The 26,656-nt window shown below is 44.7% G+C and carries 20 protein-coding genes; 4 read left to right on the forward strand and 16 right to left on the reverse strand.

Features of this window, described 5'->3' with window-relative positions; genetic code table 11:
• Positions 1-36: 36 nt before the first annotated feature.
• The 12 genes from LKD36_RS12580 to LKD36_RS12635 form a co-directional block, all read right to left on the reverse strand.
• Entirely contained in the window at positions 37-564 is a 528-nt protein-coding gene (locus LKD36_RS12580) for a cysteine hydrolase family protein (protein WP_308459783.1), read from the reverse strand.
• Positions 561-2,261, reverse strand: coding sequence for an ABC transporter ATP-binding protein (locus LKD36_RS12585; protein ID WP_308459784.1), 1,701 nt, complete (start codon positions 2,259-2,261; stop codon positions 561-563). The genes LKD36_RS12580 and LKD36_RS12585 overlap by 4 nt, the downstream gene beginning before the upstream one ends.
• Positions 2,258-3,025, reverse strand: a complete 768-nt coding sequence (locus LKD36_RS12590; RefSeq protein ID WP_308459785.1) for an energy-coupling factor transporter transmembrane component T family protein — start codon at positions 3,023-3,025, stop codon at positions 2,258-2,260. Before LKD36_RS12590 ends, LKD36_RS12585 begins: the two co-directional genes overlap by 4 nt.
• Before the next feature lie 28 nt (positions 3,026-3,053).
• Positions 3,054-3,656, reverse strand: coding sequence for an ECF transporter S component (locus LKD36_RS12595; RefSeq protein ID WP_308459786.1), 603 nt, complete (start codon positions 3,654-3,656; stop codon positions 3,054-3,056).
• Positions 3,657-3,703: 47 nt separating this feature from the next.
• Complete coding sequence (locus tag LKD36_RS12600) at positions 3,704-4,450, reverse strand: nucleoside phosphorylase (protein WP_308459787.1); 747 nt, start codon at positions 4,448-4,450, stop codon at positions 3,704-3,706.
• 62 nt (positions 4,451-4,512) lie between these two features.
• Positions 4,513-5,052 (reverse strand): LOG family protein, encoded by a 540-nt coding sequence (locus LKD36_RS12605; protein WP_308459788.1) that lies wholly within the window; start codon positions 5,050-5,052, stop codon positions 4,513-4,515.
• 21 nt (positions 5,053-5,073) lie between these two features.
• Complete coding sequence (rsmH, locus tag LKD36_RS12610; protein WP_308459789.1) at positions 5,074-6,132, reverse strand: 16S rRNA (cytosine(1402)-N(4))-methyltransferase RsmH; 1,059 nt, start codon at positions 6,130-6,132, stop codon at positions 5,074-5,076.
• Between the two features lie 31 nt (positions 6,133-6,163).
• On the reverse strand, positions 6,164-6,745 hold the full coding sequence (cyaB, locus tag LKD36_RS12615; protein ID WP_308459790.1) for a class IV adenylate cyclase: 582 nt from the start codon (positions 6,743-6,745) through the stop codon (positions 6,164-6,166).
• A 102-nt stretch (positions 6,746-6,847) separates the two neighbouring features.
• Positions 6,848-11,593, reverse strand: a complete 4,746-nt coding sequence (locus LKD36_RS12620) for a YDG domain-containing protein (protein WP_308459791.1) — start codon at positions 11,591-11,593, stop codon at positions 6,848-6,850.
• A gap of 39 nt (positions 11,594-11,632) precedes the next feature.
• Positions 11,633-14,005 carry a LuxR C-terminal-related transcriptional regulator gene (locus tag LKD36_RS12625; RefSeq protein WP_308459792.1) on the reverse strand — a complete coding sequence of 791 codons (2,373 nt, stop codon included), beginning with the start codon at positions 14,003-14,005 and terminating at the stop codon, positions 11,633-11,635.
• A 94-nt stretch (positions 14,006-14,099) separates the two neighbouring features.
• The gene (locus tag LKD36_RS12630) at positions 14,100-14,915 is read right to left on the reverse strand and encodes an HAD-IIA family hydrolase (protein WP_308459793.1); all 816 of its coding nucleotides are present in this window, start codon (positions 14,913-14,915) and stop codon (positions 14,100-14,102) included.
• Between the two features lie 60 nt (positions 14,916-14,975).
• Positions 14,976-16,304 (reverse strand): MATE family efflux transporter, encoded by a 1,329-nt coding sequence (locus LKD36_RS12635; RefSeq protein ID WP_308459794.1) that lies wholly within the window; start codon positions 16,302-16,304, stop codon positions 14,976-14,978.
• A 158-nt stretch (positions 16,305-16,462) separates the two neighbouring features.
• Between LKD36_RS12635 and LKD36_RS12640 the strand changes: the two genes are divergently transcribed.
• Complete coding sequence (locus tag LKD36_RS12640; RefSeq protein WP_308459795.1) at positions 16,463-16,921, forward strand: Lrp/AsnC family transcriptional regulator; 459 nt, start codon at positions 16,463-16,465, stop codon at positions 16,919-16,921.
• A gap of 165 nt (positions 16,922-17,086) precedes the next feature.
• On the opposite strand, the gene LKD36_RS12645 is transcribed toward LKD36_RS12640, so the two are convergent.
• Positions 17,087-18,511, reverse strand: a complete 1,425-nt coding sequence (locus LKD36_RS12645) for a sucrose-specific PTS transporter subunit IIBC (RefSeq protein ID WP_308459796.1) — start codon at positions 18,509-18,511, stop codon at positions 17,087-17,089.
• 39 nt (positions 18,512-18,550) lie between these two features.
• Positions 18,551-20,734, reverse strand: a complete 2,184-nt coding sequence (locus tag LKD36_RS12650) for an alpha-galactosidase (protein ID WP_308459797.1) — start codon at positions 20,732-20,734, stop codon at positions 18,551-18,553.
• A 233-nt stretch (positions 20,735-20,967) separates the two neighbouring features.
• On the opposite strand from LKD36_RS12650, the gene LKD36_RS12655 reads away from it, so the two are divergent.
• Entirely contained in the window at positions 20,968-21,879 is a 912-nt protein-coding gene (locus LKD36_RS12655; RefSeq protein ID WP_308459798.1) for an AraC family transcriptional regulator, read from the forward strand.
• On the opposite strand, the gene LKD36_RS12660 is transcribed toward LKD36_RS12655, so the two are convergent.
• On the reverse strand, positions 21,788-23,479 hold the full coding sequence (locus tag LKD36_RS12660) for a glycoside hydrolase family 13 protein (RefSeq protein WP_308459799.1): 1,692 nt from the start codon (positions 23,477-23,479) through the stop codon (positions 21,788-21,790). The two genes, LKD36_RS12655 and LKD36_RS12660, sit on opposite strands and share 92 nt — an antisense overlap.
• 140 nt (positions 23,480-23,619) lie before the next feature.
• On the opposite strand from LKD36_RS12660, the gene LKD36_RS12665 reads away from it, so the two are divergent.
• Entirely contained in the window at positions 23,620-24,498 is an 879-nt protein-coding gene (locus LKD36_RS12665) for a helix-turn-helix transcriptional regulator (RefSeq protein ID WP_308459800.1), read from the forward strand.
• A 421-nt stretch (positions 24,499-24,919) separates the two neighbouring features.
• On the opposite strand, the gene LKD36_RS12670 is transcribed toward LKD36_RS12665, so the two are convergent.
• The gene (locus LKD36_RS12670) at positions 24,920-26,026 is read right to left on the reverse strand and encodes an SLC13 family permease (RefSeq protein WP_308459801.1); all 1,107 of its coding nucleotides are present in this window, start codon (positions 26,024-26,026) and stop codon (positions 24,920-24,922) included.
• Positions 26,027-26,266: 240 nt separating this feature from the next.
• Here LKD36_RS12670 and LKD36_RS12675 point away from each other — a divergent pair.
• A partial coding sequence (locus LKD36_RS12675; RefSeq protein ID WP_308459802.1) for a transposase occupies positions 26,267-26,656 on the forward strand: 390 nt, incomplete at its 3' end.

Consider the following 26,656-nt stretch of genomic DNA (forward strand, 5'->3'; position numbering starts at 1 on the left):
GTTATGCGTTAGTCAAGAGAAACATGATAATTTTTCTCAATTATTTTCAATTTTTATCTGACACATCTGCATGGTGGTCAAAGCAGCCTCATGGCTTGCAGGAGTCACACCCGCACAGCAGGATGCAATGACTTTTACCTGGATTTCCGGTAAATATGCCTTGATGAGAAGTGCATTGGATACGACACAGATATCGGTGCAGAGACCGACAAGCGTTACCTCAATTTCCTCTTTTGCTGCGATGGCTTCGAGCTCTTCTGCCAGCGTTCTGGAACCAAATGTCGGCTTATCGATCACTTTCGCATCTCCCAGTGCTGCCACCACTTTCTCATTGAGCTCCCATCCCGGAGTGTTTTTTACACAGTGAACAACTGGAAGATTTCTTCCCTCCTGAGTCTCCAGATAATTTTCCGGATGTGTATCTCTCGTTGCAAAAATGTCCTTCGGATCATAAGTACCGATAACCTTTACCACATTGTCGACGATGGCTTCTGCTTCTTTCGTCCCCAATGAACCATCGATGAAATCATTCTGCATATCTACAACTACCAGCAGTCTTCTCATATCGCTTCCTCCTGTCCGCCCTCTTTCAGCGAAAAATAAAGTCTTTCATATCCGAGCATCCGACACAGTCTGGTCAGATACGGCTGCTCAATTCGTGCTTTTTCAAGCACTTCCTTCTGAGCAAATACTTCCTCTCTCGTGCCATCTGCCAGCACTTCTCCATGAGCCATGACAATCACCCGTTCAAAGCTCTCCGCCACAAAATCCATATCGTGCAGAATTGCCAGCACGGTTTTTCCTTCTTTTCTGAGAGACTGGATAATATTCCGGATAACGTTCCTTCCTTCCCAGTCCTGAGCAATGGTCGGCTCGTCCAGAATCAGCACCTTCGTATTCATAGCAAGTACGGATGCGATTGCCACCAGTTTCCGTTCGGATAATTCCAGGTCATATGGATTTTCCTTCGCCAGATGTTGCAGACCTACCGTTTTCAGCGCAGCAAGTGATTTCTGCTCCGCCTCTTCCCTGCTCATTCCGATATTCAGAGGACCAAACATTACCTCATCCATCACATGATATTTAAAAATCTGATCATCCGGATTCTGGAACACATAACCGACTTCGCCCGCCAGCATCGCCACTGTTTTACCGGAAATATCCTCTCCGCCATAATAGATGCTGCCGCTCACCGGCTTTAATAAGCCCTTCAGAAGTTTTACCAGCGTCGTCTTTCCTGCACCGTTCTGTCCGATAATAGCAGTAGAACGGTCGTCCAGCACCAGATTTACATCTTTTAGAACCGGTATCTGTTCCAGATATTGAAAACCAAGATGGTCAATCCGGAACACTTCTTTCCCTGCATCCTTATCGGAAACACCTGTCGTAGAATCCGCCAGAAACTTCTGAAATGTTTCCTCATCCGGAAATTCATTTTTCCGTTCCAGCGTATCTTTTAAGGACGCTGGATAGCATCCGTTTTCCTTACGAATCCCCAGAAGTCTACAAACTCTCGTGTAAGCAGGCGGATTCACACCATATTCTTTCAGATCATCTCTGGAAAAAATCCGATCCGGCGTATCAAATGCAATCTGCTTTCCTTCATGCAGCAGCAGAATCTTGTCACAGTACTCTGCCAACTTTTCCAGCTTCTGCTCCACCATGATGATCGTGATACCTGATTTTGCCAGTTTGTCAACAGAGGCAAATACTTCCTCACTTCCGGCGGGATCAAGCTGGGACGTCGGTTCATCCAGAATGATAACCTCCGGCTTCATGGCAAGGATTCCCGCCAACGCTACTCTCTGCATCTGCCCGCCGGACAGATCAAAGGGATTCCGGTCCCGGTATGCGCTGATATCCAGAAGCTCCAGCGCCTCATTCACACGCTGTATCATCTCTTCTTTCGGCACTCCAAAATTCTGCAGGCCGAACGCGATCTCCTCAAATACCGTCTCTTTTGCCCCCGAAAGCTGATTAAAGGGATTCTGGAACACAAGACCGGCGGTTCTGCACAGCCTGGATACAGGTGTCTTAGAAGCCTCCTGATCACCAATCATAATCGTTCCGCCATAAGCTCCTTTGAAAAACTGCGGCACCAGCCCGCTGAACGCCTGGCAGAGCGTACTTTTTCCGGCTCCATTTTTACCTGCAATACCAATAAAGGAACCTTTCTCGATCTCAAAATTAAGATCATCAAGCGCCAGCTTCTTTGTATTCGGATAACGGTATTTCAGATGTTCTGCTTTTATGTACGTCATAATACTATCCTCACCACAACAGAAGCCACGATCAGAACCAACATTCCCACACAGAGGATTCTGTCCAGTGCCTTCATCTTGTCTTCTCTGAGATAACTTTTCTTCTCTCCTGCTTCAAATCCGCGGATTTCCAGCGCGATGGCGCGCTCTCTGGTGTTGATCAGCGAACTCATAACCACCGGGGAGATCAACGGCAAAAATGATTTTGCACGGGCAATCAGAGAACCTTCTGTCTCAAGGCCACGGCTTCTCTGTGCATCCATAATTGTATTCATGGCTCCGCTCATCTGCGGCACGATCTGAAATACAGAACTGATCACATAGCCGATCTTCGGAGAGAAACCGATCCGTTCCAGATCTTCCACCAGTTCTACAGGTTTTGTCGTCAGGACAAATACAGCAAATGCCAGCAGCATATTCAATACATTGAAACTGATCCGAAGTGCATACATCATTCCTTCACGATAAAATTTCAGTGGACCTGCCACAAACAGAACCGTCGCATTTTCATGATTAAATAACCCGTGTATCAGAAAGATCGTAATCAGAATTGTAAAAGAAAACGCAATCAGTGGAAAAACCTTGCGAATGATTTTTCCACTGATCAGTATTACAAGACTGATTCCGATGAAGATTCCGAATGCCAGCAGATTTCCTGAGATCAGGGAAACGCTGATCGCTGTGAGAATATAACACAGCTTGGTAAACGGGTGCATTCTGGTAAGCCATGTGTCTTTGTCCACATAAAGGCTGATACTTTTCATCTGAACCACTCCATCTTTATCTGATTAATTAGTCAAGGCTCTCGATATCGTCATTTACATCATAGAGAGCTGTCAGTTTCTTCGGAAGTCCTTTCAGAATCGCGAATACAATCAGGATAGTAATGATCTTATCCGGTACATCCACAACAACCTCATCGAGAAGAGAACCAATGGCTACTGGCATATTGGCTGCCTGTGTTGCTGCAAACAGTGCATCTCCCCAGACATTTCCGGTAGTACCGCCCCAGAACAGAACATTAAGCGGAGTAGAAACGCAGACTGCAACGAGACCTGCTACGACTGCGGTCAGAAGAGCACCGCTCAATTTTTCCATCTTTCCAAGACGAGCCATAATACCAACTGCAAGACCAATACCCAGGCTGGTCAGTGCGTAAACCAAAGTAATGGAATCACCGGTGGTAAATCCGTAGATCAGGTTGTTGGCCGCACCGCAGATCGCACCGATGATCGGTCCGCCCAGCGCACCGCCGATACAGGTTCCAATAGCATCCAGCCAGAGCGGCAGCTTCAGTACAGAAGCAAACAGTTTTCCGAGGTAGTTGATACCGATACATGCCGGAATCAGTACCAGACTTGCAGTATCCAGTTTTGTTTTAAATACGTTATTCATAACACAGATCCTTTCTCTCCAAAAAAGGAGCATTATCTCTTTTATATTCAGCGGTCATCCGCCTGAGATACCATGTAAAGTGCTTCCAGGGCGGTGTGAATCTCATTCCATTCGCCCCGCATAGTCTTCGAAGCACCATCAGTGTAACTGTTGATGTTGTCTTCCAGGTTATCTTTATACTCCACTACCGTATTGAGAATGGACGCAGTATGAAGTCCTCTGAGTCTTCCGATCGTATAGAGCGCGGCAGTCTCCATATCCGCACCAAGCACACCTTTCGACGCCCAGTAAGCATCAATCTCATCCTCTCGGTCTGTATAAAAGCTGTCATGGCTTCTTCCAAGTCCCACATGATGTGGAATTGCTTCTTTCTCCGCCACTTTCACGCAGGCATTCAGAAGTTCATAATCAGGAACCGCCGGATAAATTAATTCTATGTAAGTCTTCGAAGTTCCTTCATCTCTCACTGTCCCCTGCACCATGATCAGATCACCAAGATGAATATTTGTCTGCAGAGCCCCACAGCTTCCGATCCGGATCGCATGGGTGACACCAATTCTTGACAATTCTTCCACCGCGATACCCGTAGACGGTCCACCGATTCCTGTCGATACAGCCAGAACCGGGAGTCCTTTATAAAGTCCTCTGATGCTTTTGTACTCCCTGTTATATGCCAGTGGCTGCACCTCTTCCAGCTGCTCCGCAATCCGATCCACCCGTGCCGGGTCTCCCGGGAGAATGGCATATTTGATGTTCAGCTCATCTGAAAGCTTCAGATGCGGCATATTTTCCATTATGATTCCCTCTTTCTTATATTTGACCTTTAAAATAACACTTTACAGCTGTCTTGTCAACCTCATTGACAGCCTGAAAGAAATGCTCCGATCTCTTTCATGTCTTCAGAAATCAGTACCTTCTCAAAATCTTCCGGCTCTGCAAATCCGGCTTTTTCCATACCCTCCAGCACATTTTTCAACGGCTGGTAGAATCCGTTCATATCAAATAATACACAGGGTGCGTCGGTAAGGTGAAGCCTTGCCAGGGAAATCACATCTGAGATTTCATCAAGGGTTCCTGGTCCGCCCGGCAGTGCCACAAAGGCATCTGCCAGTGCGATCATCTTCGCTTTCCGCTCCGCCATATCTTTGGTCTCAATATACTCAGTCAGTCCCGGATGACGCCGCTTCTGAATGGATTCCACTGCCGGAAGCACACCGATGACCTTTCCGCCGTTCTCCAGCACCGCATTAGAAACTGCTCCCATCAGGCCTCCCTGGGCGCCACCATAGATGAGCACATGCCCCTGCTCTGCCATCCATCTGCCAAACAAAGCTGCCTTCTCCGTATAGATCTCCTGATTTCCAGATACCGAACCACAATAGACTGCTATATGCATTGGACTCTACCTCCTTTTCCTTTACTCTTCTGCCCGGACCGCCCAGCGCATCTTTGTGGAACGGGCTCTCGGATTTCGTACGCATTCTTCCGCTGTCGGCCGGACTACATCCTTGGAATAAGAAGAATAGATGCCTGCCCGGCAGCCTTCTTTCAACGCTGCCTTCACCAGCTTGTCCTCACCGGAATGAAATGTCAGAATAGCTGCCCGTCCGCCCGGACGAAGTGCCCCCGGAAGCTTCTCCATAAATTCATACAGCACTTCAAACTCCTGGTTGACATCAATCCGAAGTGCCTGGAACACTCTCTGGCAAGTCTTTTTGACCGTCTCCTTTTTCTCCTTCTCCGGCAGAAAATCCAACGTCTTTTCAATGATACTGCGAAGTTTGGTAGTCGTATCCACCCGGTTTCCACGGCGGATCTCATCCGTAATGGCCTTTGCCAGTTCCTCGCAATAAGGCTCATCGGAGTTTTCATAGAGCATTCCCGCCAGCTCGTCACGGCCTATGGTATCCAGCCGCTCCGCCGCGCTGATGCCTTTCTGCTGATTCAGCCGAAGATCCAGGGGTCCGTCCACTTTAAAGGAAAAACCTCTCTTCGGATTATCAATCTGCATGGAAGAAACTCCAAGATCCGCCAGAATAAAGTCAAAACCACCTGCTTCTTTTGCAATCTCATCAATGGTGCAGAAATTCTGAAGCTTAATGGTCAGCATGTCTTCTCCAAAACCCTGCTCTTCCAGACGCTTCTTCGTCTTTGCCGATTCCTCCGGATCCACATCCGTGGCATACATATGTCCCTGTCCCTTCAGACACTGAAGCATGGCTTTCGTGTGTCCTCCATAACCAAGGGTTGCATCAAATCCCGTCTCTCCCGGCTGGATTTTCAGAAAATCCAGGATCTCATCCACCATAATGGAAATGTGCATGCCCGCCGGTGTATTTCCTTTCTTCATCACATGCTGCACCGTGTCCTGATACTTCTCCGGCTGCAGCTCCTTGTATTTTTCCTCGAATTTCTTCGGGTATTTGCCTTTATAACGTACTCTCCGCTTGTGCGGTGTCTGTTGTTCCTGATCCATATATGTCCCTCCATCTATTTATCTAGGTCTATTATACGGAAACTTCCGTATTACCGCAAGGAAACGCCTCTTCAAGCATAGACAAATACGAAGTTCTCGTCGTATCCTGCATCGTATAACCAAGTTTTACAAGCAAAGTTTCGATTTCACTTAATGCTGCGGCGCGCTTCGTCTCGTCTTCCACAATAATCTCCAGTTCCAGGAAATCCCCCAGTCCCGTTACCTGATCCACACAAGCGGTCATCTGCTCTCTATGAAAATACTGCCGCAGCTTCTCCACTGGCGTTGTGGGATAGAATCCAATGCTTTTCAGTAGTTCCACTCCCGTCTCCCCATCAGAAATCTCCAATTCCACTTCTTTTCGCGTCATAGAACAAGTGTCCAGTTTCTTTCCCTTATAGGTCAGATATGCCGCCTGTTTCCCTGTGTCTTCTTCCTCCACACAACGTACCCTCAAGGCTTCATCGCAGGCTTTCATATTACGATGCTCTGATGTAAAATAAAGGTCCGATTCCCACACGGTTTTCCCCGCTGTAAAATACTGGTCTTTAAGCTTCTTTATAAATTTTCCACTATCCTCAATTTTCAGCTTAATCTCTACCTCAATGGCCATGTCCCATCCCCCACTTTGTGTTTTTCTTATTATATTATAAAACTGAAAAAAAGGACATTCCCCGGATGAAAAATCTAGGGAACACCCTTTTCTTAAAACACACTAATTTTCTTTACGTTTTCTTGCAATTATCATACCAATTCCGGCTGCACTTAAAGCTGCCAGAAGAAGCATCCATTCTATCGGAGCGGTATCTCCGGTCGGTGCGCTTTGTGCCTGTACCAGCTGAGATACTTCCGGTGCTGCGACGGCAGTTGCTTCCTGCTGTGCACTTCCTGATCTGTGTTTCTTCTTAGATCCGGATGTGCTGACCGCCGTATCCTTCCATGCGATTGCATAATCGGAGAACCGGTCTGTCTCAAAAGTGATAATGCCGTCGGCGAAGGTGCCCGGAAGACTTGTCACTTCGCCGTCATGATTTCTGAGAACCATGTACTCCCGTTTCACCTTACGGTCTGTGTTGAGAAGGTCATTGCTCAGCCGGAAAGAAATTTTGATCGGAGCTTTGATCTCGTGAATCTCGCTCTCCTTCTCTCCGTTCACACTCTTGGTAAATGTAATGTTCAGATACCGCCCGATGGTAAATTCACCGGCTGTCTTCTCCATAGCCGCCCTGGTCTCTGCGCTGACCGTTGCTTCCGCATGCTCTACATTCAGTGTCAGTTCAATAGTAGCGCCTTCTTCAATCAGAACAATCTCATCTGCCGTCAGATTGCCTCCCTGAATCAGCATTTTGATCAACGTTTTTTTATCAGAAGCAAGAGACATCTCCGGTGCATCCTGCCCTGCAGATACGGAGACTTTCAAAGTTCCCTCTCCAATCTTCACATCTCCGTTTCCGGTAGATACCATCTGCTCTTCTGCCGGTACTACCACATAGGTCTTCTGAACCTTACCGGTATAATTATTCTTTCCTTCGATGGTCAGCGTATAGCTTCCTGCTGCGGCTGCCTGATTTCCGGTAACCTCATAATCCTTTGCGGTAAGCTCTGTTCCATCCAGCATAACTTTTTCTACTGCCTGAGTCTGGCTCTTTCCGTTTGCCACCAGCGCTGCACCAAGTGTCACATCTGCTTTTGCCAGATTCTTCTGCAAGATCTTTGCACTCACAGAAGCCTTTGTCTCTGCCAGCTGATAATTCTCTGCATCCGCACCTGCCAGTGCAATGACGCTTCCGGTAATGGTGTCGGCATCTTTTACTTCCGCGCTGTTATAAGCGTATGCGTCCGCTGTCGCAGTCACCTTATCGCCATCTTCCACGCCTTTCAGAAGAACCGTCAATTTCTGTGCTTCCAGTACCTTTGTGGTGCCATCATAGGTCTTCGTCAGGGTGCCGTTCAGTGATGCGGTAATGGTCTTTTTCGCAATGGTATAGGTCGGCTGACCGGATGCGATTCCTTCATAATCGCCATTTTCCCCCGCCGTTACCACTACCTTATAGGTGCCTGCCTTTGTGGGTGCTGCCACTGCAGTTCCATCCTGCTCATAGCTTACCACATACTGATCCGCCGTCAGAGCTGTACCGTTCATGGATACTTCCACATCCGGTGTCTGCACCGTTCCATTGTAAATCTTATCCGCATTCTTTAATGTCACCACAGCATTGGCAAATGGTTTCTTGCGGGTCTTCACATTAAAAACATCTGATATTTCTGATATATGTCCGGCATTATCCTTTGCAGTTACGGTAAATACATATTCCGTATCACTGTTCAGATACGTCAGGTCAAATACGCCATCCTCACTCGTCTGTGGAGGAATCTTCCCGGATGTTTCCAGCAGAGTATATTCCTGCACACCACTTGCCTCATCCGTTGCTGATGCCTGCAAGGTAACTGTGGTGTCGGTCGCTTCTTTTGAAATACTCAGAGTCGGTTTTGTTGGCGCCTGTGTATCCTGCCGAATGGTTACCTTTACTGTCGCACCATTCCAGGCATTGTCAAGAGCAATAATGGAATATGTATGGACGCCCTCTTGAGCCGGAAAAGAAACCTCTTTTTCCACTGTCATATTGGATAAGCCGCGAAACAGTGTCTCCAAATCTCCATCATCCATCTTATAAGTCATCATATAAAGACCACTTCTCATATCCTGTGCATGAACATGAACCGTTTGTGCTGTCGTATGCCAGCCTTCCTCAAATGTATCCGTAACCTCCAGCTCCGGTTTCTCATCCTCCGCTGCCACTTTTTCAAAAGTGATTGGATTTCCGGCATTTCCGGCCTTGTCATAAGGTATGATCTTAATACTTCCTTTAAACTGTTTGCTAATAGTAAAGCTGGCCTTTCCTTCTGCATTCACCGATACGCTGCCAGAATCCTGGTTTGATCCCAGTGTTCCTGCACTGTCCGTGCTTGGTGTCAACTGATACTCAATATGATCCGGTCCGGAGGTTGCATCCTCAACAGACTGCGTTACCGTAATATTTTCTTTACTCAGATACCAGCCCACCCGCAAAGCTGCATCACTCAGATCTGTTTTTCCACCGGATGGTTGATCCGTATCAATCGGCACCTGAATGGTCTTGGCATCGGTGATAAAACCGCTGCTATCCTGACGTAAATAATAAGTGTTCTCACCATTTGTATCAGTTGTAAAATCTGCTGCATAAGTTCCCTCTAAAGTAGAAGAAATCGTATATCCAGCCGGTGCCTGTATGGTAACCGTACTTGTATACCAGCCATTCTGTCCTTTATTGGTCTCTGCCAGTGTCGCTGCCGCATCTGTCGCAAGGTAACTGATTGTTGCCGTCACACTTGCAGGCTCGCTGTCCTTGTGATTGGCATCACCTTTCACTTTATACCATACGGTATATTCCTGCGCTGCTTTACCAGTCGGAATGGCAGGTGTATAAGTACCTTCTTTTTCCAGACTGTAAACAAGTTCTCCGTCCGAAGTACTTCCTGCCGTAACCAAATGCTGATCCTCACCTGTATAAGTCAGTTTCTGTGCTGCAGGAGCAGTCGTCACTGTAGATGCCGCTTTCTCCACTTCAAAAGTAACATCCGCTTTTAATACGTAGGAACTGCAGGCAGCATCAACTCGATAGGTGTGTTTTCCAGCTTTCAGACCTGTCGGAATAAAAAATGAGTTTTTATAGACATACTCAGATAATGCCTCTCCTGCTTCATTTATCTCATACCATCGATAATCTACCAAATTATAATCCGCATATGATCCCTGTAGAATCGCTTTGGCCTGTATGTACTGTTGCGCGTCTGCTGAATATCCGTATGTCAGTTCTCCAACATGATTTGTAATCTCCACTTCCCGAATCGGAGCCAGCTGAACTTCCACTTTATCTATTGAAGATTCCGTAATGTTCTGTTTCCATTCATAAGTCTCATAATCCCGATATGTATATCCTTTCTCTAATAAATCCTCAAGAGTTTTATCAGAGTTATTGGATACCACTTTTCCAAATTTGCCACCTGACAGTTTGCCTGTAGATTTGGAAGCAAACATCAATTCTCCATCAATCGTTCCATTTCCTGTTACCTTCAGGTCTGCACCGTTTGTGACAGAAATTCCACTGCCGGATATGGTCTTACCGTTGAGATCAAGCGTCAGTTGTTTCCCATCTACTATGTACGCTGCATTCTGCGCTCCTGCCGGAATATCCGCAAGCAATTTTACTGTTGCACCATCCTGTGCTTCATTGAACGCCCTCTGCAGTCCTGAATATCTGGCTGTGGTGCTGTCTACAGCGGTCACTTCAGCGTTAAATGTTGCTTCCAAATCACAGTAATCGCATTTCCCGTCATTGTTCTTGTCTCTGTGCTCCTCACATTTTTCAACCGTTACATTCCACAGCGATTCATTGGCAGAAAGGTCTCTAGAAAACTCTATTGCCTGATTTCCCTGTTTAAATACATAACCTGATTCCAACAGAGCCGGTGCCCAAATTTTACTATCTAAGTTGTTTCTTATTTCACCAAATGTTCCCCCTGAAATAGAGAGCTTATTTACATACAAAACGAGACTATCAATCGTCCCTCCGGCAATCTTAGTAGAATTATGACTTCCACTAAGTATGTTTACTGTTTTAATTGAACCATTCCATGTCTTTGGTAAATTCAAATCTGCATTACTACCTAAATTAATCGAAACTTTTACCTTTCCACTTCCTGTCAGGGTCAGACTGGCTGGATTCTTTTTTCTATAAATATAAATATTCCAGCTATCTAACGTATGACCCGCCGGATCAATCGTATATTTTTTATCAATAATCTTGTAATCATTTCTATCATATGTATCCGTCATCAACGTCAACATACTGCCATCTGGAGCGTTATCAAAGGCGTCTTTCAATGATGTATATTTTGTTCCCGCATCATCCTTTATACACCAGGTTATTCCACAATCTGGACACTCTGTTTCTGTTGCATTCGGATGCGTACACTCTGTCTCACCATCTTCTGCCTGCACCGCAACACCATTTGCTTCCATCGCCTGTATACTTACCTGCTGCTCTGCGGGCTGGATTTCTTCCGTTGGAACTTCCTCTGTTTCTTCCTGCTCTGCCGGAACCTCTTCTTTCACCTCCGCATCTTCGGTTTCTTCCCCGGTTGGTGCCTCGGTTACTTCTTCCGTCGGCTCTGTCTCCGTCACAGTCTCTTCTGTTTCTTCCGTCAGAACTGTTCTTTCTGTATTTTCCACCTCCGCTGCAAGTGCTTCCGCTTCCAGAGACTCTGTCTCCAGAGCGTCTTCCTCCAAAGATTCTTCCTCCGGCGTGCCTTCCTCCACGATTCCCTCATACTCCGGCAGTTCTTCTGCTGCCACCTGGGTAGGAAGCATGGTGAATGCAAGGAGAAATGCCATCGTCAGGCTCAGTACTCGTTTTTTCATCTCACAACTCCTTTTCTTATGTCCATTTTACAGGTTCGTTTATAAATGATCAGGAATCAGCCAGCGTTTCTTCGCAGCGGTCTTCGCCTCGCTGCGACGGCTGACGCCCAGTTTATCCAATATATGACTGACATGTGTCTTCACTGTCGGAAGCTTGATATCCATGATTTTACCGATCTCCGCGTTGCTCTTATCCGCACAGATCAGCCGGAGAATCTGCAATTCCGTGGCTGTCAGTGATTCTCCCGGTGCTGTCCTTGGCTGCAGGAATGCCGGATAGTAAGCGGCCTGCTCCCGCACTGCTGCCATCAGCCGCAGATACCATTTATCCTGATCATCCCGGGAGCATTCTTCCAGAAGTGGAAGTACGGCTGCGCCGTAACCGCTGACCGGCCGGATGAACTGGTATTCTTCCGCAATGTCAAGTGCCTCATCCAGATACGTTTTCCACGTTTTATCTTTTTCCCGCCAGCAGGCAATCGCCCTTATGATCAGCAAATGAATACTGTCCAGATGCCGCCTGCAGGTTCTGCAATAGAGTTCAAGAGATGACAGCGTGAGCAGCACATCTTGATTCTTTCCAGCTGCCAACTCCACCATAGCCTGCGTAAGATACTGGTATCGTTTCATCACATTCAGCTTCATCAGATCACGGGGTGCTTTTTCCCGGTACCAGTCATCCGCCCGGTCCAGATCTCCCACATATAGATCCATTCTGCACCGCATGGCATCCATATTGGGAAGAAATCTGTCCAGCCCATTTTCCGCAAACCGCGTCCGCAGCTGCTCCATGGTCCGAACCGCATCATCACTTCTGCCCGATGCCATCTGACTGCGAATCAAAAGGCCGGTCACTGCAAATTCAATATCCGGCGTTCCATTTCTCTGAATCTCCCCTGCCCGCTGGACAAGTGAGAGCATACGGTGTGTGATATCCTCGCCTTTTTCAAATTTGCTTTCCGCAATAGCGCAGTCTGCAAGTCCGACTCCATCTTTGCCAAGCACCGCCTCCACCGGAATCCGAAGTACCTGATAAAGCATATCATCCTTCTTACTCCAGTCAGAGAAATCTTTACCTCCATTCATGATGGAAGGAAGGGTGCTGGTCACAGAAAATGGCGGAAGTGTAATTTCTTTTCCCCTGAGCAGACGGAACACTGCCGGAATCGTATCGGTCAGTCCGCTTACCTCCCGCTGTGGAAGAGAAATATCCAGCCATGCCAGACGGCTCCTTGCCTGTCTACCCCCGGCATCCATCCGGTCGCACTGCTCCGCAAACTGTTTCAGTGCTTCATACCACTGCTCCGATTTCTCATAATCCATTTCCATCGCGCAGAGCATGCTCATTGCCTGCATCAGTGCCGGAGAAGCAAGAATCTCTTTTTCCGGAAGGCTGTGATAATATTTTTCCATTTCATAATAATGTCCCATGCCCGGATGAAGTTCCGCACTGCGGATCAGCAATTCCGATACTTTGGAATGATCCCCGCCCCGGATATAGCAGTCCATGGCATGAACAAAATCTTCTTTCAACTCATAATACATGCCGCCCCGGCTGTAGAGAGTTTTCTTCTTTTCTTCCGGGTATTCCCGGTCCATCTCCCACATCAGAAACGCCCGGAACTGCGGCCAGAAATGGAACCTCTGCGTCTCATCATACCGAAGCATGGTTGTGTTTCGCTGCAGCCAGTCAAGCATTTCCCCAACGCGCGGGTCTCCGCTGACGATCCGCGCCATATCCAGATCAAACTGCTCAAAGGGCGCCAGTTCCAGAAGAAACCGCCGGATATTGAGATCAAATCTTTTGTAAATCGCCGTCTCAAAATAGCGGAACACTTCCCGGAACGCACCTGCAACCAGTTCCGGCCCGAAAGTCTGTCCCTCTGCCATATGGCGGATCGTAATGACAACGCCCAAAGGATGACCGATGGACTCTTTGGTAACTCCGCTAAGTTCCGAATCTGTCACCGGAACTTCCCACTCCTGAAAGAGCTTCCGGATATCCTCTCTGTCAAAGAGCAGCACATCCGCATGCAGTACCGACATGAGACCCGTATACTGAAATGCCATAAGGCATCCCGGCGGCAGTCCCCGCGACGCCAGAATAAAACGCCGGTCCGGATTTTCACGAATAAGACTGCACAGCGCCTGAAGGTCTTTCTCCTCCTGCATCATCTGTAGATCATCCACAAACAAGATTTTCCAGTTCGGATCTTCTATCAGCTGTTCAAATGGAACCCGGTCTCCGCTCACGCTTCGATACTTTTCCCCGGTCTGCCGGATCAGCTTTTCAGCCGTCACCGTCTTTCCAAATCCGCAGGGTGCACTGAAGAAGAGAACCCTTCCCCGTTCCATACATTTCTGAAATTGTACTTCTATTGCTGGTTTTACATGAATATAAGTGTCAGACAATCAAATATCCCCCATCTGTTTCTACCAAAATCTTAACAGAAGGGGGACTACTTGTAAATCATACCAAAGTATGAGATGAGATATGTATATAGAATTATTCTGCTTTTTTATGCGCTCTGGCCATAGCTGCAATATCGCCGACTCCGTTCAGCACAATGCTCGGACGATACGCATAAGTTTTCAGCGTTTCTCTCGTGGAAACACCGGAAAGCACCAGTACTGTGGACATACCGCTCTCCATACCGGAGATGACATCCGTATCCATCCGGTCTCCAACCATCACAGCTTCTGCTGAATGACAGCCAAGCAGATTCAGACCGGTACGCATCATAAGCGGATTCGGTTTACCGCAGAAATATGCCTGTGTGCCGGTCGCCATCTCAATCGGCGCTACCAGTGCCCGGCATCCCGGTGCGATTCCATTTTCAATAGGACCGGATACATCCGAATTTGCACCAATCAGCTTTGCACCCTTAAGTACCAGATTAATTGCTTTTGTCAAAGTATCCAACGAGTAAGAACGTCCCTCGCCAACCACTACGTAATCCGGATTAACATCATTCATGGTAATTCCTGCATCATAAAGGGCATTTAAAAGACCCGCTTCGCCAATGGCAAATACGGAACATCCCGGAGCCTGATTTTTCAGAAATGCTGCTGTTGCCAACGCACTGGTATAAAAATGTTCTTCTGAAACATCCAGTCCCATCCGTGCCAGTTTCTGATTCAGCTCCCGTGGTGTATAGCCGCTGTTATTTGTCAAAAAAAGATATTCCTTTTTTTCATCATGAAGCCATTGAATAAATTCCCGTACTCCATTTAAAATCTGGTTGCCATGATAGATGACTCCGTCCATATCACAGACAAAACCTTTTTTCTCATTAAAATCAATCGTTGTATTTATATTCATATGCTTTACCACCTTCTCGCTTCTATTTTACAATCGGTTATGTAAATTTCACAAGCATAATCAGGTAAAATTTTTGTAATTTTTGTAATACAGGAACCCTATGATGTCCGCTAACGCCCATCCGATTGGCACAGACCACCAAATACCTGTCACACCAATCTGTGGTATTGCTGACAAGATATATGCCAGAACTACCCTGGTTCCAAGGGAAAATATGGTAAGTACCACACTCATTCCTGGTTTGCCCAAAGCCCGGTACAAGCCATACAGCAAAAATAACCATCCAATTCCTATATAAAAGGCGCCTTCTATCCGCAGATAACGGACTCCTTCCATGATAATATGTGTTTCTCCTGCATCTACAAATATCATCATAAGTGGTTTTGCGAATAGGAATACAAATGTAGAGATCACTATGCAGAAAATTGCAGATATACACACTGCCGCTTTCAATCCATGCTGTATTCTCTGTTTTTCTTTTGCTCCATAATTCTGTGCAATAAATGTAGAGAATGCATTTCCAAAATCCTGCACCGGCATATATGCAAAAGCATCTATCTTTACAGCCGCTGCAAATGCTGCCATAACAACCGTTCCAAAACTGTTTACTAATCCCTGTACCATCAGGATTCCCAGATTCATAACAGACTGCTGAATGCATGTCAGCATGGAAAAGGAAACAATTTCACTGATTCGTTCTTTCTTCAGACAGCTGATTTTCCAAATTGCATGAACTCGCTTATAACGTACAAGCGTATAAAGCATGATCCCCAGTCCGGACAAATACTGTGCAATCACTGTCGCCTCTGCTGCTCCTGCTACTCCCATCTTGAAACCAATGACGAACCAAAGATCAAGAATAATATTAAGCAGGGATGATACGGCCAGAAATACCAGAGGTATCACAGAATTACCGATGGCCCTGAGATATGACGCAAAATAATTGTACAAAAAAACAGCCGGTATCCCCATAAAGATTACGAATAGATACTCTCTCATTTCACCCCATACTTCATCCGGAACTCTGAGGAAAACCCGAAGTCCGCCCAGACTTGCATAAGCAACCACATTTAACAACACTGTCACTGCCGCAATAAAGATAAAGGATGCACAAATATCCTCTTTAAGTCCATTTTCATCCTTCTGTCCGAATCGGATAGAAAACAATGCACTACTTCCCATACATAAGCCAAGAATAATGGATGTTATAAATGTCATAAGTGTAAATGAGGAGCCTACCGCTGCAAGTGCCTTCTCGCCAAGACAACGTCCAACAATCAGTGTGTCTGCAATGTTATAACACTGTTGAAGTAAATCTCCCAATATCATTGGAATAGCAAATAAAAGCATCGACTTTACAACAGGTCCTTTTGACAAATCGCCATTCATTTTTATCTCCATTTCGTAAGTTATATATTACGTTTTGTCATTATTATAGGAGTTTAAAATACTTAAGTCAAGCTGTCATTTACTTTTAGAAATCTGCATGATATTATAATGGAAAAACGAATTACAGTGATAGTTATCATTTTACAGGGGGATTACTTATGTACCTGAATGGTTTAGATGAACTCGATCAGAAAATTGTCCAGTTGCTTATAGAAAACGCACGTATCTCATACTCTGATATTGGTGAGAAAACCGGTATTTCCAGAGTAGCAGTAAAAGCCCGTATTCAAGCCTTAGAGAAAAAAGGGGTAATTGAAGAATACACAACAATCATCAATCCTCAAAAGATCAGTGGTGCTGTATCCTGCTATTTTGAAATTGAAATTAAACCAGATCATCTGATGCAGGTGTCAGATATTTTATACAAAAATGATATCGTCACACAGATCTATCGTGTCACCGGACGGGATAAACTTCATGTACATGCCGTTGCCTCATCCAGTGATGAAATGGAACTTTTCCTGCACAATGTCATTGATACACTGCCTGGCATTCTTAGCTGCAGCTGCAATATGATTTTATCCCGTATTAAAGATATTAAAGGATTACGGCTATAGAATATTGATTCAAATTATTAAATTTGAATTTTTCACTTTTTTTGCATGAAAAAAGCAGGCAGACGAGCAAAAGCATTATGCACGAATCCTGCACAGGAGCAGAATTAACTGATTCTCAAAGCCAACAGGGACGGGGAAAAATCCGTTTTCCCCGTCCCCAATGGCTTACACTTCTTTAAACTTCGGATGCTTGGATAATGCCATTGTCACTACAAATCCAACAACAAGTGAGATCAGAATTCCGATCATATAATTCAGCATTCCACCAGACTTGATGCATACGAATCCGATGATTCCTGCTGCTCCCGGGGAGATATTCTGAACATTTGTCAGTGTCACATAAGCACATCCTACAGCAGAACCGAACATTGCTGCATAGAATGGATATTTCATCTTCAAGTTGACTCCGAACATTGCTGGTTCTGTAATACCAAGCAGTGCTGAGATACCGGAAGAAACTGCGATGCTCTTCATCTTCTTATCCTTTGCACAGAACATTGCTGCCAGTGTTGCTCCACCCTGAGCCACATTGTTGCATGCTGCGATTGCAAAGAGGAAAGATCCGCCTGCTGCAATCAGCTGGATATCAACCGGGAGAAGACTGTGGTGCATTCCCGTCATTGTTAATGGTGCATAGATAAATCCGAAAATAAATCCACCGACAACACCTAATGTATCATGGAGCCACAGAATACCATTTGTAATCCAGTCTCCGGCTGTACGCATCACTCCACCTACCACTGTAAATGTAAGGAATGCTGTTACGAGTACGGAAAGTGCAGGTGTCAGGAGGTTGTCCAGATATTCCGGAACTACTTTGTGAAGTTTCTTCTCGATAAATGCAAGGATTGCTGCCGCTGCAACTACCGGAAGTACAGTTCCCTGATATCCAACCTTCTCAATTGTCAGCGCTCCGATATGCCATACCGGAACCGTTCCCTCTGTAATGGCTGTACCATAAGAATAAGCATTCAGAAGATCACCGGATACCATGATCATTCCCATAACTGCTCCAAGATAAGGATTGCCCCCGAACATCTTTGTCGCTGAGAATCCTACAAGGATTGGCAGGAATGCATATGCTGCACTTGCAACTGTGTTGATCATAGATGCAAGATCTGCAATATTCGGATATGCTTCAACAAGTGACTTTCCTGAGACAAAAAGTCCTTCTGCTGTCAGAACATTATTCAGACCCATCAGAAGACCGCTGGCAACCAGTGCCGGAATAATCGGTACGAATACATCCGCCAGCATCTTTACCAGTTTCTGTAACGGATTCATCTTCTGGTCAGCAGCCTTTTTCACTTCATTTTTTGTACTTTCTTTGATGTCTGCATACTGAATAAAATATTTGTATACTTCATCTACTGTACCACTTCCGATGATGATCTGGAACTGACCGCCTGTGGCAAACTGTCCTTTTACAAGCTCTGTCTTGAGAATTCCATCTACATCTGCTTTACTCTCATCTTTTAATACCAGACGTAATCTGGTTGCACAGTGAGCTGCGCTGATTACATTTTCTTTTCCGCCTACCAGACGCAGAAGTTCACTTGCTGCATTCTGGTAACTCTGTTCTTTACTCATTCTAACTCCTCCTGTAACTTCATTTCTTTTCTATCTCAATCAGGATCTTCTTAGTACCATCGTTGTACTTGAAAAGTCCTGTCTGATTCTTGGTATTCGGATTCCTGCATACATCAGTTCATCCCCGCCATACTCTTGCCCGGTCTCACAATCTGTGTAAACTGCATCCGGATCCAGTCCTTTTAATCGGATCACCGGAACCCTGTAGGCTGAGCGCGCAAGAATCTGCACGTGAGTGAAGATGACTTCCATTCCATCTTCTGAAACAATATTCCAGGCACTTTGATTCTCCTGAAATGAATCCGCCAGCCGGTAATAAGTTCCGAACTGTACGGTTCTTCGTCTCCTTTTATATTCTGCAATCTGCTCTCTGACTTCTTCCTTCTCTTCTTTTGAAAGCTTCTTCAGATCCAGTTCATATCCAAGATTGCCTGCTGCCGCCACGGCAAATCTTGTAGCAAGCGGTGTGGTCCGTCCAACCTGATGATTCGGACATGCTGACACATGCGCTCCCATTGTAACTGTCGGAAACAGAAAGCTTGTTCCATGCTGGATCTTCAGCCTGCAGACTGCATCTGTATTATCGCTGGTCCATGTCTGTGGCATGTAATAAAGCATTCCTGCATCGAATCTGCCACCTCCACTGGAACAGCTTTCAAACAACACCTGTGGAAAACGTTCTGTCAATGTCTCCATTACCTGGTAAAGTCCAAGCACGTAGCGGTGTGAAAGTTCATTCTGATTTTTCCTGTCAAGATAAGCACTTCCAAGATCTGTCAGATGCCGGTTCATATCCCATTTCACATAACTGATATTTCCCGGTGCCAACACCTTACTGACTGCATCGATCAGATATTCGCAAACTGCCGGATTCGACAGATCCAGTACCAGCTGATGTCGGCTGAGTATTGGTTCGTAGAGCGGACTTCGGATCACCCAGTCTGGATGCTTCCTGTAAAGGTCACTTTCCTTTGAAATCATCTCCGGTTCAAACCAGATTCCGAAATCAATCCCCTTCTGTTTCACCTTTTTAGCAAGACTCTGCAGGCCATCCGGAAATTTCTTTTTATCCTCCGTCCAGTCCCCCAAGGAAGTCGTATCTGTATTTCTTCCCTTGAACCAGCCATCATCCATCACCAGAAGTTCGATTCCAAGCTCCGCTGCTTCTTCCGCCAGCGTCAGCATTTTCTTTTCATTGATCTCAAAATACATACCTTCCCAGCTGTTCAATAGAACTGGGCGTTCCCGGTCTCTGTACCATCCCCGGCAGACGCGCGTTCTGTATAACTTGTGAAATGTATTCGACATTCCGGCAAGTCCATTTGCACTATAGACCAGTACAGCCTCCGGTGTGCAAAAGCTTGTTCCCGGTGAAAGCTGCCATCCAAACTGATACGGATTAATTCCAAGCTGTACCCTGGTTGTTCCATACTGTCCACACTGAACACATCCATAGAAGTTTCCACTATAAATCAGGTTTACTCCTAACACTTCCCCTTGCTCTTCCGTAGTCCCTGGACTTAACAATCCAATAAATGGGGTTGCCTGTGGGCTGCTCGTTCCACGACTGCTTTCAATCGTGACCGAATCCGCACACAATGGACGTCGATACACGTTTTTCTCTTCTGTATGTGCACCGGCTAATGTCAGTACGTCATATTCCTGTGTTGGAAGATCCATGTTCATGCTTAAGAATCGACAGATTTCTATCGATTCTGTTCCGTCATTGATCCATTTTGCGAATCGTGTGACCACTGCATCTTCATAGATGGTGTAATATAGCAGAATTCTCTGATTTCTCACCTTATCCTGAAGCGTAATCTCCAGTGTCATTGCCTCGGTGTCCGCATCAGTATAGACATGTGGCAGACCATCCGGAGCAACTTTTCCACTCAGAATACGATAGTTGCTATAGAAAAATCTTGCGTTTCTATCTCCATTTCTATCTTCTAGTTCGTAGGCCGGACTTCGGAAGTCCCCCTGTCCGGACTCCGGAAATTCCCTCAACTGTGTATCCAGAGAAAATGTTCTGTCTTCCTCAACCGGATTTGCACAGAATCCACGGTCGTAATAATAATCCTTGATGCCGCTGTGCCATCTCTTTATTCTTTTTCCGTAGTAACAATGCTTTAAATATCGTTGTTTTTCTACTTGAATCACATAACTGATCTTATCGTTGTACAGATGAAAGACCTGCTGTTCTTCCTCAAAACTGATCTGCATTCTATTTCTCCACTCTCTCATTCTGTTTCATTTCATCTCTTAACCAAATAGATTATAACTTCCATCTTTTCTCACTTTCAATGGTAATGCAGATTAGAACATGGTAATTTCTTGCTATTTTTTATTGATTGCTATATTATAATATCGGATATAAAAAACAAAAACTAAGATTTCTACAGATTGTTTCGTGCTATGCCCCGCAATCTTCATTTATTTTGAAAGGAGTACTTTTTATGACAAACACAAAATCATCTGCCCAACTACCTTTTGGTTCCGTCGGTTTTCATATAACCTCTGCGCTTCCTCTCCAGACACTTCGTGGAATCGGCATGCATCACATCACTTCCCATGACTATCATTGGGATAACCGAGTCCGCAAAAACTCTTATGTATTACTTCAGTACACGATTTCAGGAAAAGGAAGTTTCCAGACACCAGACCATACCTATCCTCAACAGACGGGTGATCTCTTCCTTGTTCAAGTACCCGGAGACAGCCAATACTCATTACCCGACGATTCGGAATACTGGGATGTTCTTTATCTGGAATTTTCCTCCGAGTGTCTCCCTCTTCTCTACCACATTCATCTTTCCTGTGGACCTGCCTTCCACCTGGAAGCATCCAGTACTTTACCTGAACAGATGAAACAGCTCTATGCTGATGCGATTTCCAATCAATTAGCATCGGTATTTGATAATTCAAAAGCGGCCTACGCTTTTCTTTTAGATCTGGCAGATTATGCATTAGAAAACCCGGCACTTTCTTCACCTCGTGTTACACTGGCCAAGAACTATCTGGATTCCAATTATTACAACACGGATCTGAATCTTGACGAAGTCGCTGATGCCGTCGGTCTGTCCAAGTATCATCTTTGCAGAGAATTCAACCATCTCTATGGAATCTCGCCCGGAAAATATCTGGCGAATCTGCATCTTCAGAAATCCTGTGCGCTTCTTTTACAGAGCCATCAGCACACAATTGCCGAAATCGCCTCCATGGTCGGATTTTCAAATGATAATTATTTTTGCAAAGTCTTTCGAAAAGCCTTCGGAACTACACCAACTCAATATCGGCTTCAAAATCAGAACTATGATCTTGTCCGCGTTCTCCATGATTCGCATTCCAGGGTTCCATCTGATAAATAACCGCCTCATATGGTCTGAGTTCTGTAATTTTTTCCGCGGCAGGCGTATCTGCATAATTACTAAGCATGACCTGCCCGGCTCTCTTACACTGTAACTTTCTTGTCTTCTCATGAAAGTTACAGATAATCAGCCATTTTTCCTCCTCCAGCGTTCTTGTATAGATATAAAGGTCTTCATCCTCTGGGAACAGCAGTTGATAAGTTCCGTATACCATAACTTCATGTTCTTTCCGAAGTTGGATCAATTTCTGATAATGATAGAAAACGGACTCTGGATCCGCTAATGCCTGTTCTACATTGATTTCCTTATAATTTGGATTGACTCTGTACCATGGAGTTCCTTCTGTAAATCCTGCATTCTTTTCAGCATTCCACTGCATCGGTGTCCTTGCATTATCCCTCGCCTTCGCCCGGATTGCATACATGGTCTCTTCCTCTGTGAATCCCGCTTTCAGGCGTTCTTGATAAATGTTCTGTGTCTCAATATCAGGAAATTCATCAATCGTCTGAAATGGAACATTCGTCATTCCAATCTCTTCCCCCTGATAGATATACGGTGTCCCCTTCATTCCATGAAGCAGTGTCGCAAGCATTTTTGCAGACAGAACACGATAGTCTCCGTCATTTCCCCAACGGGAAACGATTCTTGGGAGATCATGGTTATTCCAGAATAAACTGTTCCATCCATGACCTTCTAACTCTGTCTGCCATTTGCTGAAAACACACTTCAGATCCGGCAGATAAAGTGGTTTCAAATCCCATCTCTGTCCGCCCGGTTTCTTATCCAGCTGAATCTGTTCAAACTGGAAGATCATACTAAGTTCTTTCCTTTCCGGATCAGTATATAATCTTCCAATCTCCGGGGTCGCCCCCCAGCACTCACCAACCGTCATGCTGTCCCTGTGACCAAAGGTCGCTTCGTTCATCTCATGCAGGTATTTATGAAGCATCGGCCCATTCTCTTTGATCTTCTGATCCGGTATCTTTCCAATCAGATCAATCACATCCATACGGAAACCTGCAATTCCCTGATCCAACCACCAATTCATCATGTCATAAATTTTCTGCCTCAGCTTCGGGTTCTCCCAGTTCAGATCTGGCTGTTTTTTACTGTAAAAATGCAGATAATACTCATTCGTCTCCGGCGAATATTCCCATGCACTTCCACCGAAGTTTGACATCAGATCATTTGGTGGCTGTCCAGCTTCACCTTTTCTCCAGATGTAGTAGTCCCGGTATGGATTATCCAAGCTTTTCTTTGCTTCTATGAACCATGGATGTTCATCTGATGTATGGTTCACTACCAGATCCATAATGATTTTGATATCATTATCTTGACATTTTTGTATCAATATCTTCATATCTTCCATTGTTCCAAATTCCGGGTAAACCGCACGATAATCAGAGATATCATATCCATTGTCATCCTGCGGCGACTGATAGATTGGACAGATCCAGAGTACATTGACTCCCAGTTTTTTCAGATATTCAATTTTCCCTGTAATTCCTGGAATATCCCCCATTCCATCCCCATTGCTGTCGGCAAAACTCCGAGGATAGATCTGATAAACGACACTGCTTTGCCACCATTTCTTCTCCATCTTATGTCCCCTTCTTGCTTTTTTTATTCGAACCAAGTATAATACAAAAAATAAAATGATACTTTCATTATTTTATCAAAAAATAACACAATATTATGCAGCAGTTCAGCCACGCGTCTGTGCAAGAAAGGAGATCTCTCATGTTACGTTCCTTAAAAGAGACAAATCTTCACGGAACCCCTATGTTCCCCTTACAGATTTATTCTCATAAAGATAAGAACGGTTTCTATTCCGTTACTGCCCACTGGCATGAGGAATTGGAATTTCTCTATATTGAGGAAGGAACTATGCACGGAATCATTTCCGGAACCCCTTATGAAATGAAAGCCGGTGAATTCTATTTCATCAACTCTGGTGAGCTGCATGAATTAAGCACACACAACCATTCCCTGCATCATGCAATCGTTTTCGATCCCCAATTACTTAATTTTGATTTGTATGATGCCTGTCAGCACAATTTTATCCAGCCAATCACACAGAAGAAACTGCTCTTCCCAAACAACATCTCCAGTGCCCTCAGTCAGAAAGAACGAGAAAGTCTCCGACAGCTTTTTCTTGCAATGATCTATAATTACCACCACCCGGAACAATGTGCACTTCTCAAAATTAAGATCTGTCTTCTGCAGATTCTGGAACTCTGTTTCCGCACAGAAATTCTTATACAGAACCAGACTACCGGAAAGCAGCTCTCCTCCATGAATCAGCTGAAGGAAGTGCTTGATTTTATCCGGTCACATTATGCCGAAGAAATTACATTAAAAAAACTTGCTGACATTGCCTGCATGAGCCCGACCTATTTCTGCAAATATTTCCATCAGGAGATGGGCAAGACACCGTTCGCCTTCCTGAATGAATACCGCATCAAAAAAGCCGCCATCCTTTTGGATGACAGCTCACTGTATGTTTCTGATATTGCCATTAACTGTGGCTTTGACAACATCAGCTATTTTATTCGTAAGTTCAAAGAATACCAAGGAATCACCCCAAAAAAATACAGAAGCCGGAAGATGCCAGAATAAATAAAGCTATGATCTTACCACTGTTTGGCGATTCGTACAATATTTATATTCCTTTTTTGTGTATGTTTTACAATATATACTCGGCATTTTTTACAATGCTCGCCTTCCTGACCCTTGTGGTTGGATCTTTTCTTACTTTCCCGATGAAAATCAAGCTTCGTACTGCTGCTATTTAATGTCTTTGTCGTACAGGGTCACTTTCCTTTGTAATGTTTTGGAGCAAACTCATTATACATCAGAAAGCCCTGTACGATATTTTTTTATGAAAAAGTTGTAAAGTGGTGTAAAGATTAATGATCTTTGTATTGGCACCGAAAATATATTTATTTCTCCGCGGCTTTTCTTTCAGGATGGGAGAGTGCCGCGGAGAATTTTTTGCGAAGAAAGAATTGTTATAGCTTTTGTAATTCCTGGAAAACCTTTATCTAAGAAAAAAATACAATATTAACATGAATATCATGAATATAATATTGGAGGCCGTGAATATTCCCAAATACTTCCCTCTCAGATTCCTGTTTTCTTTTGCAATATATTTGAAGCTTATCAGACTTGCCATGGATGCAATCAGAGTGCCGAGACCTCCAATATTGGTTCCGACAATTAAAGCCCGGTAATTATCTGTAAAGCCAGATAAAAGAAGTGCAGCGGGAACATTGCTCATAATCTGACTAGCAAGAACAGCAGTAAGTGTTTCCCTTCCTGCCATGATTCTTTCCAGAAAACTGCTGAATTGCGGAATCCTTCCAAGGTTGCCGATAAAAATAAATAATGCGATAAAGGTGGCAAGCAGGGAGTAATCCACCCTGCTTATATTTTCCCTGTTTCTTAGCAGCATATATATAAGAACCAATACAAGAGGAATCTGGTATGGAATGATACGTGCAACAGTGAGCAGGCAGATTGTAAATAAGATCAGGTAAGCGGCCAAGTATTCCATGTTAAGTTCTTTTCTGTCAGAGAATCCCAAAAGAGTTTTATCTTTTTCGGAACCGCATACGTGAGGTGCTTTGGCAGCGGCTACCTGTATCCATATCAGAAGAAGGATAAGTGCTGTGGCGGAATAGGGAAGCATCAGGGTTATTAATTCTGCCGCGGACATCCCTGCTCTGGCATATAGATAAAGGTTCTGCGGATTTCCGATTGGTGTGAGCATGCTTCCGAGATTAGCAGCGATTGTCTGCATGGCTACTATTTTAAGAAGCCAGTAATTGCCCAGTTCCTTTGGCAGTTTATGCACAATGATCAGTGCAAGAGGAACAAAAGTAATCAATGCCACATCATTGGTGATCACCATTGACAGGAAAAAACATAAGAGGACCAACAGCCTGATCACACCCACAGTTTCCGATGTTCCCATCAGCAATTTTTTGGCAAGTATATCAAAAACACCAACAGCCTTCAAACCAGTTACAATTGCCATCAAACAGAAGAGGAGCCCGAGAGTCCTGAAATCGATATAAGTAAAATAAGCCTTATCCGGTCTGACCCAGAACATAGAAAGAAGCGCCAGGATCACTGCAATTGACAAAACAGTTTCTTTCCTGAAAAAACATATAATTTTTGTAACATAATATTTCCTTTCCGGTCTGATACGACTGCGTATAAGTATATCACAGAAACATCCAGAAAAAAAGAATATCATTTTGTATTGTGGATTGTACCTGTCTGGAATAGGGATAAAGTATCTTATTTTTCGGGAGCATCCCAAAGTTTGTGTAAATCTCCAAACTGATGTAAAATAAAATTACTCAGTTTGGAGGTTATTTTTATGGCAAGAAGAAAAGACAGCCCACAAAAAGCAGCAATGCGAGAAATGATGCGTGATTATCTGAAGAATAATGATATCAGTATCAAAGACGGCACTGATGTAAACAGTATCATGCATGACATGATGTCTGTCCTTTTGGAAGGTGCTTTGGATGAGGAACTGGATGAGGAATTAGGTTATTCCAAGTATGACTATCGAAACAAAGAAACAGATAACAGTCGGAATGGACATTCCAGCAAAACTATGCACACAAGCTATGGAGATATGAATGTAGCTATTCCAACAGATCGTAACGGTGAGTATGAGCCTCAGCTAATCAAAAAATATCAGAATACTGTGACTCAGGACATGGAAGAAAAAATACTTTCCATGTATGCCAAGGGAATGACA

This window comes from Hominiventricola filiformis (genome assembly GCF_020686965.1).
GTDB lineage: Bacteria > Bacillota > Clostridia > Lachnospirales > Lachnospiraceae > Hominiventricola > Hominiventricola filiformis.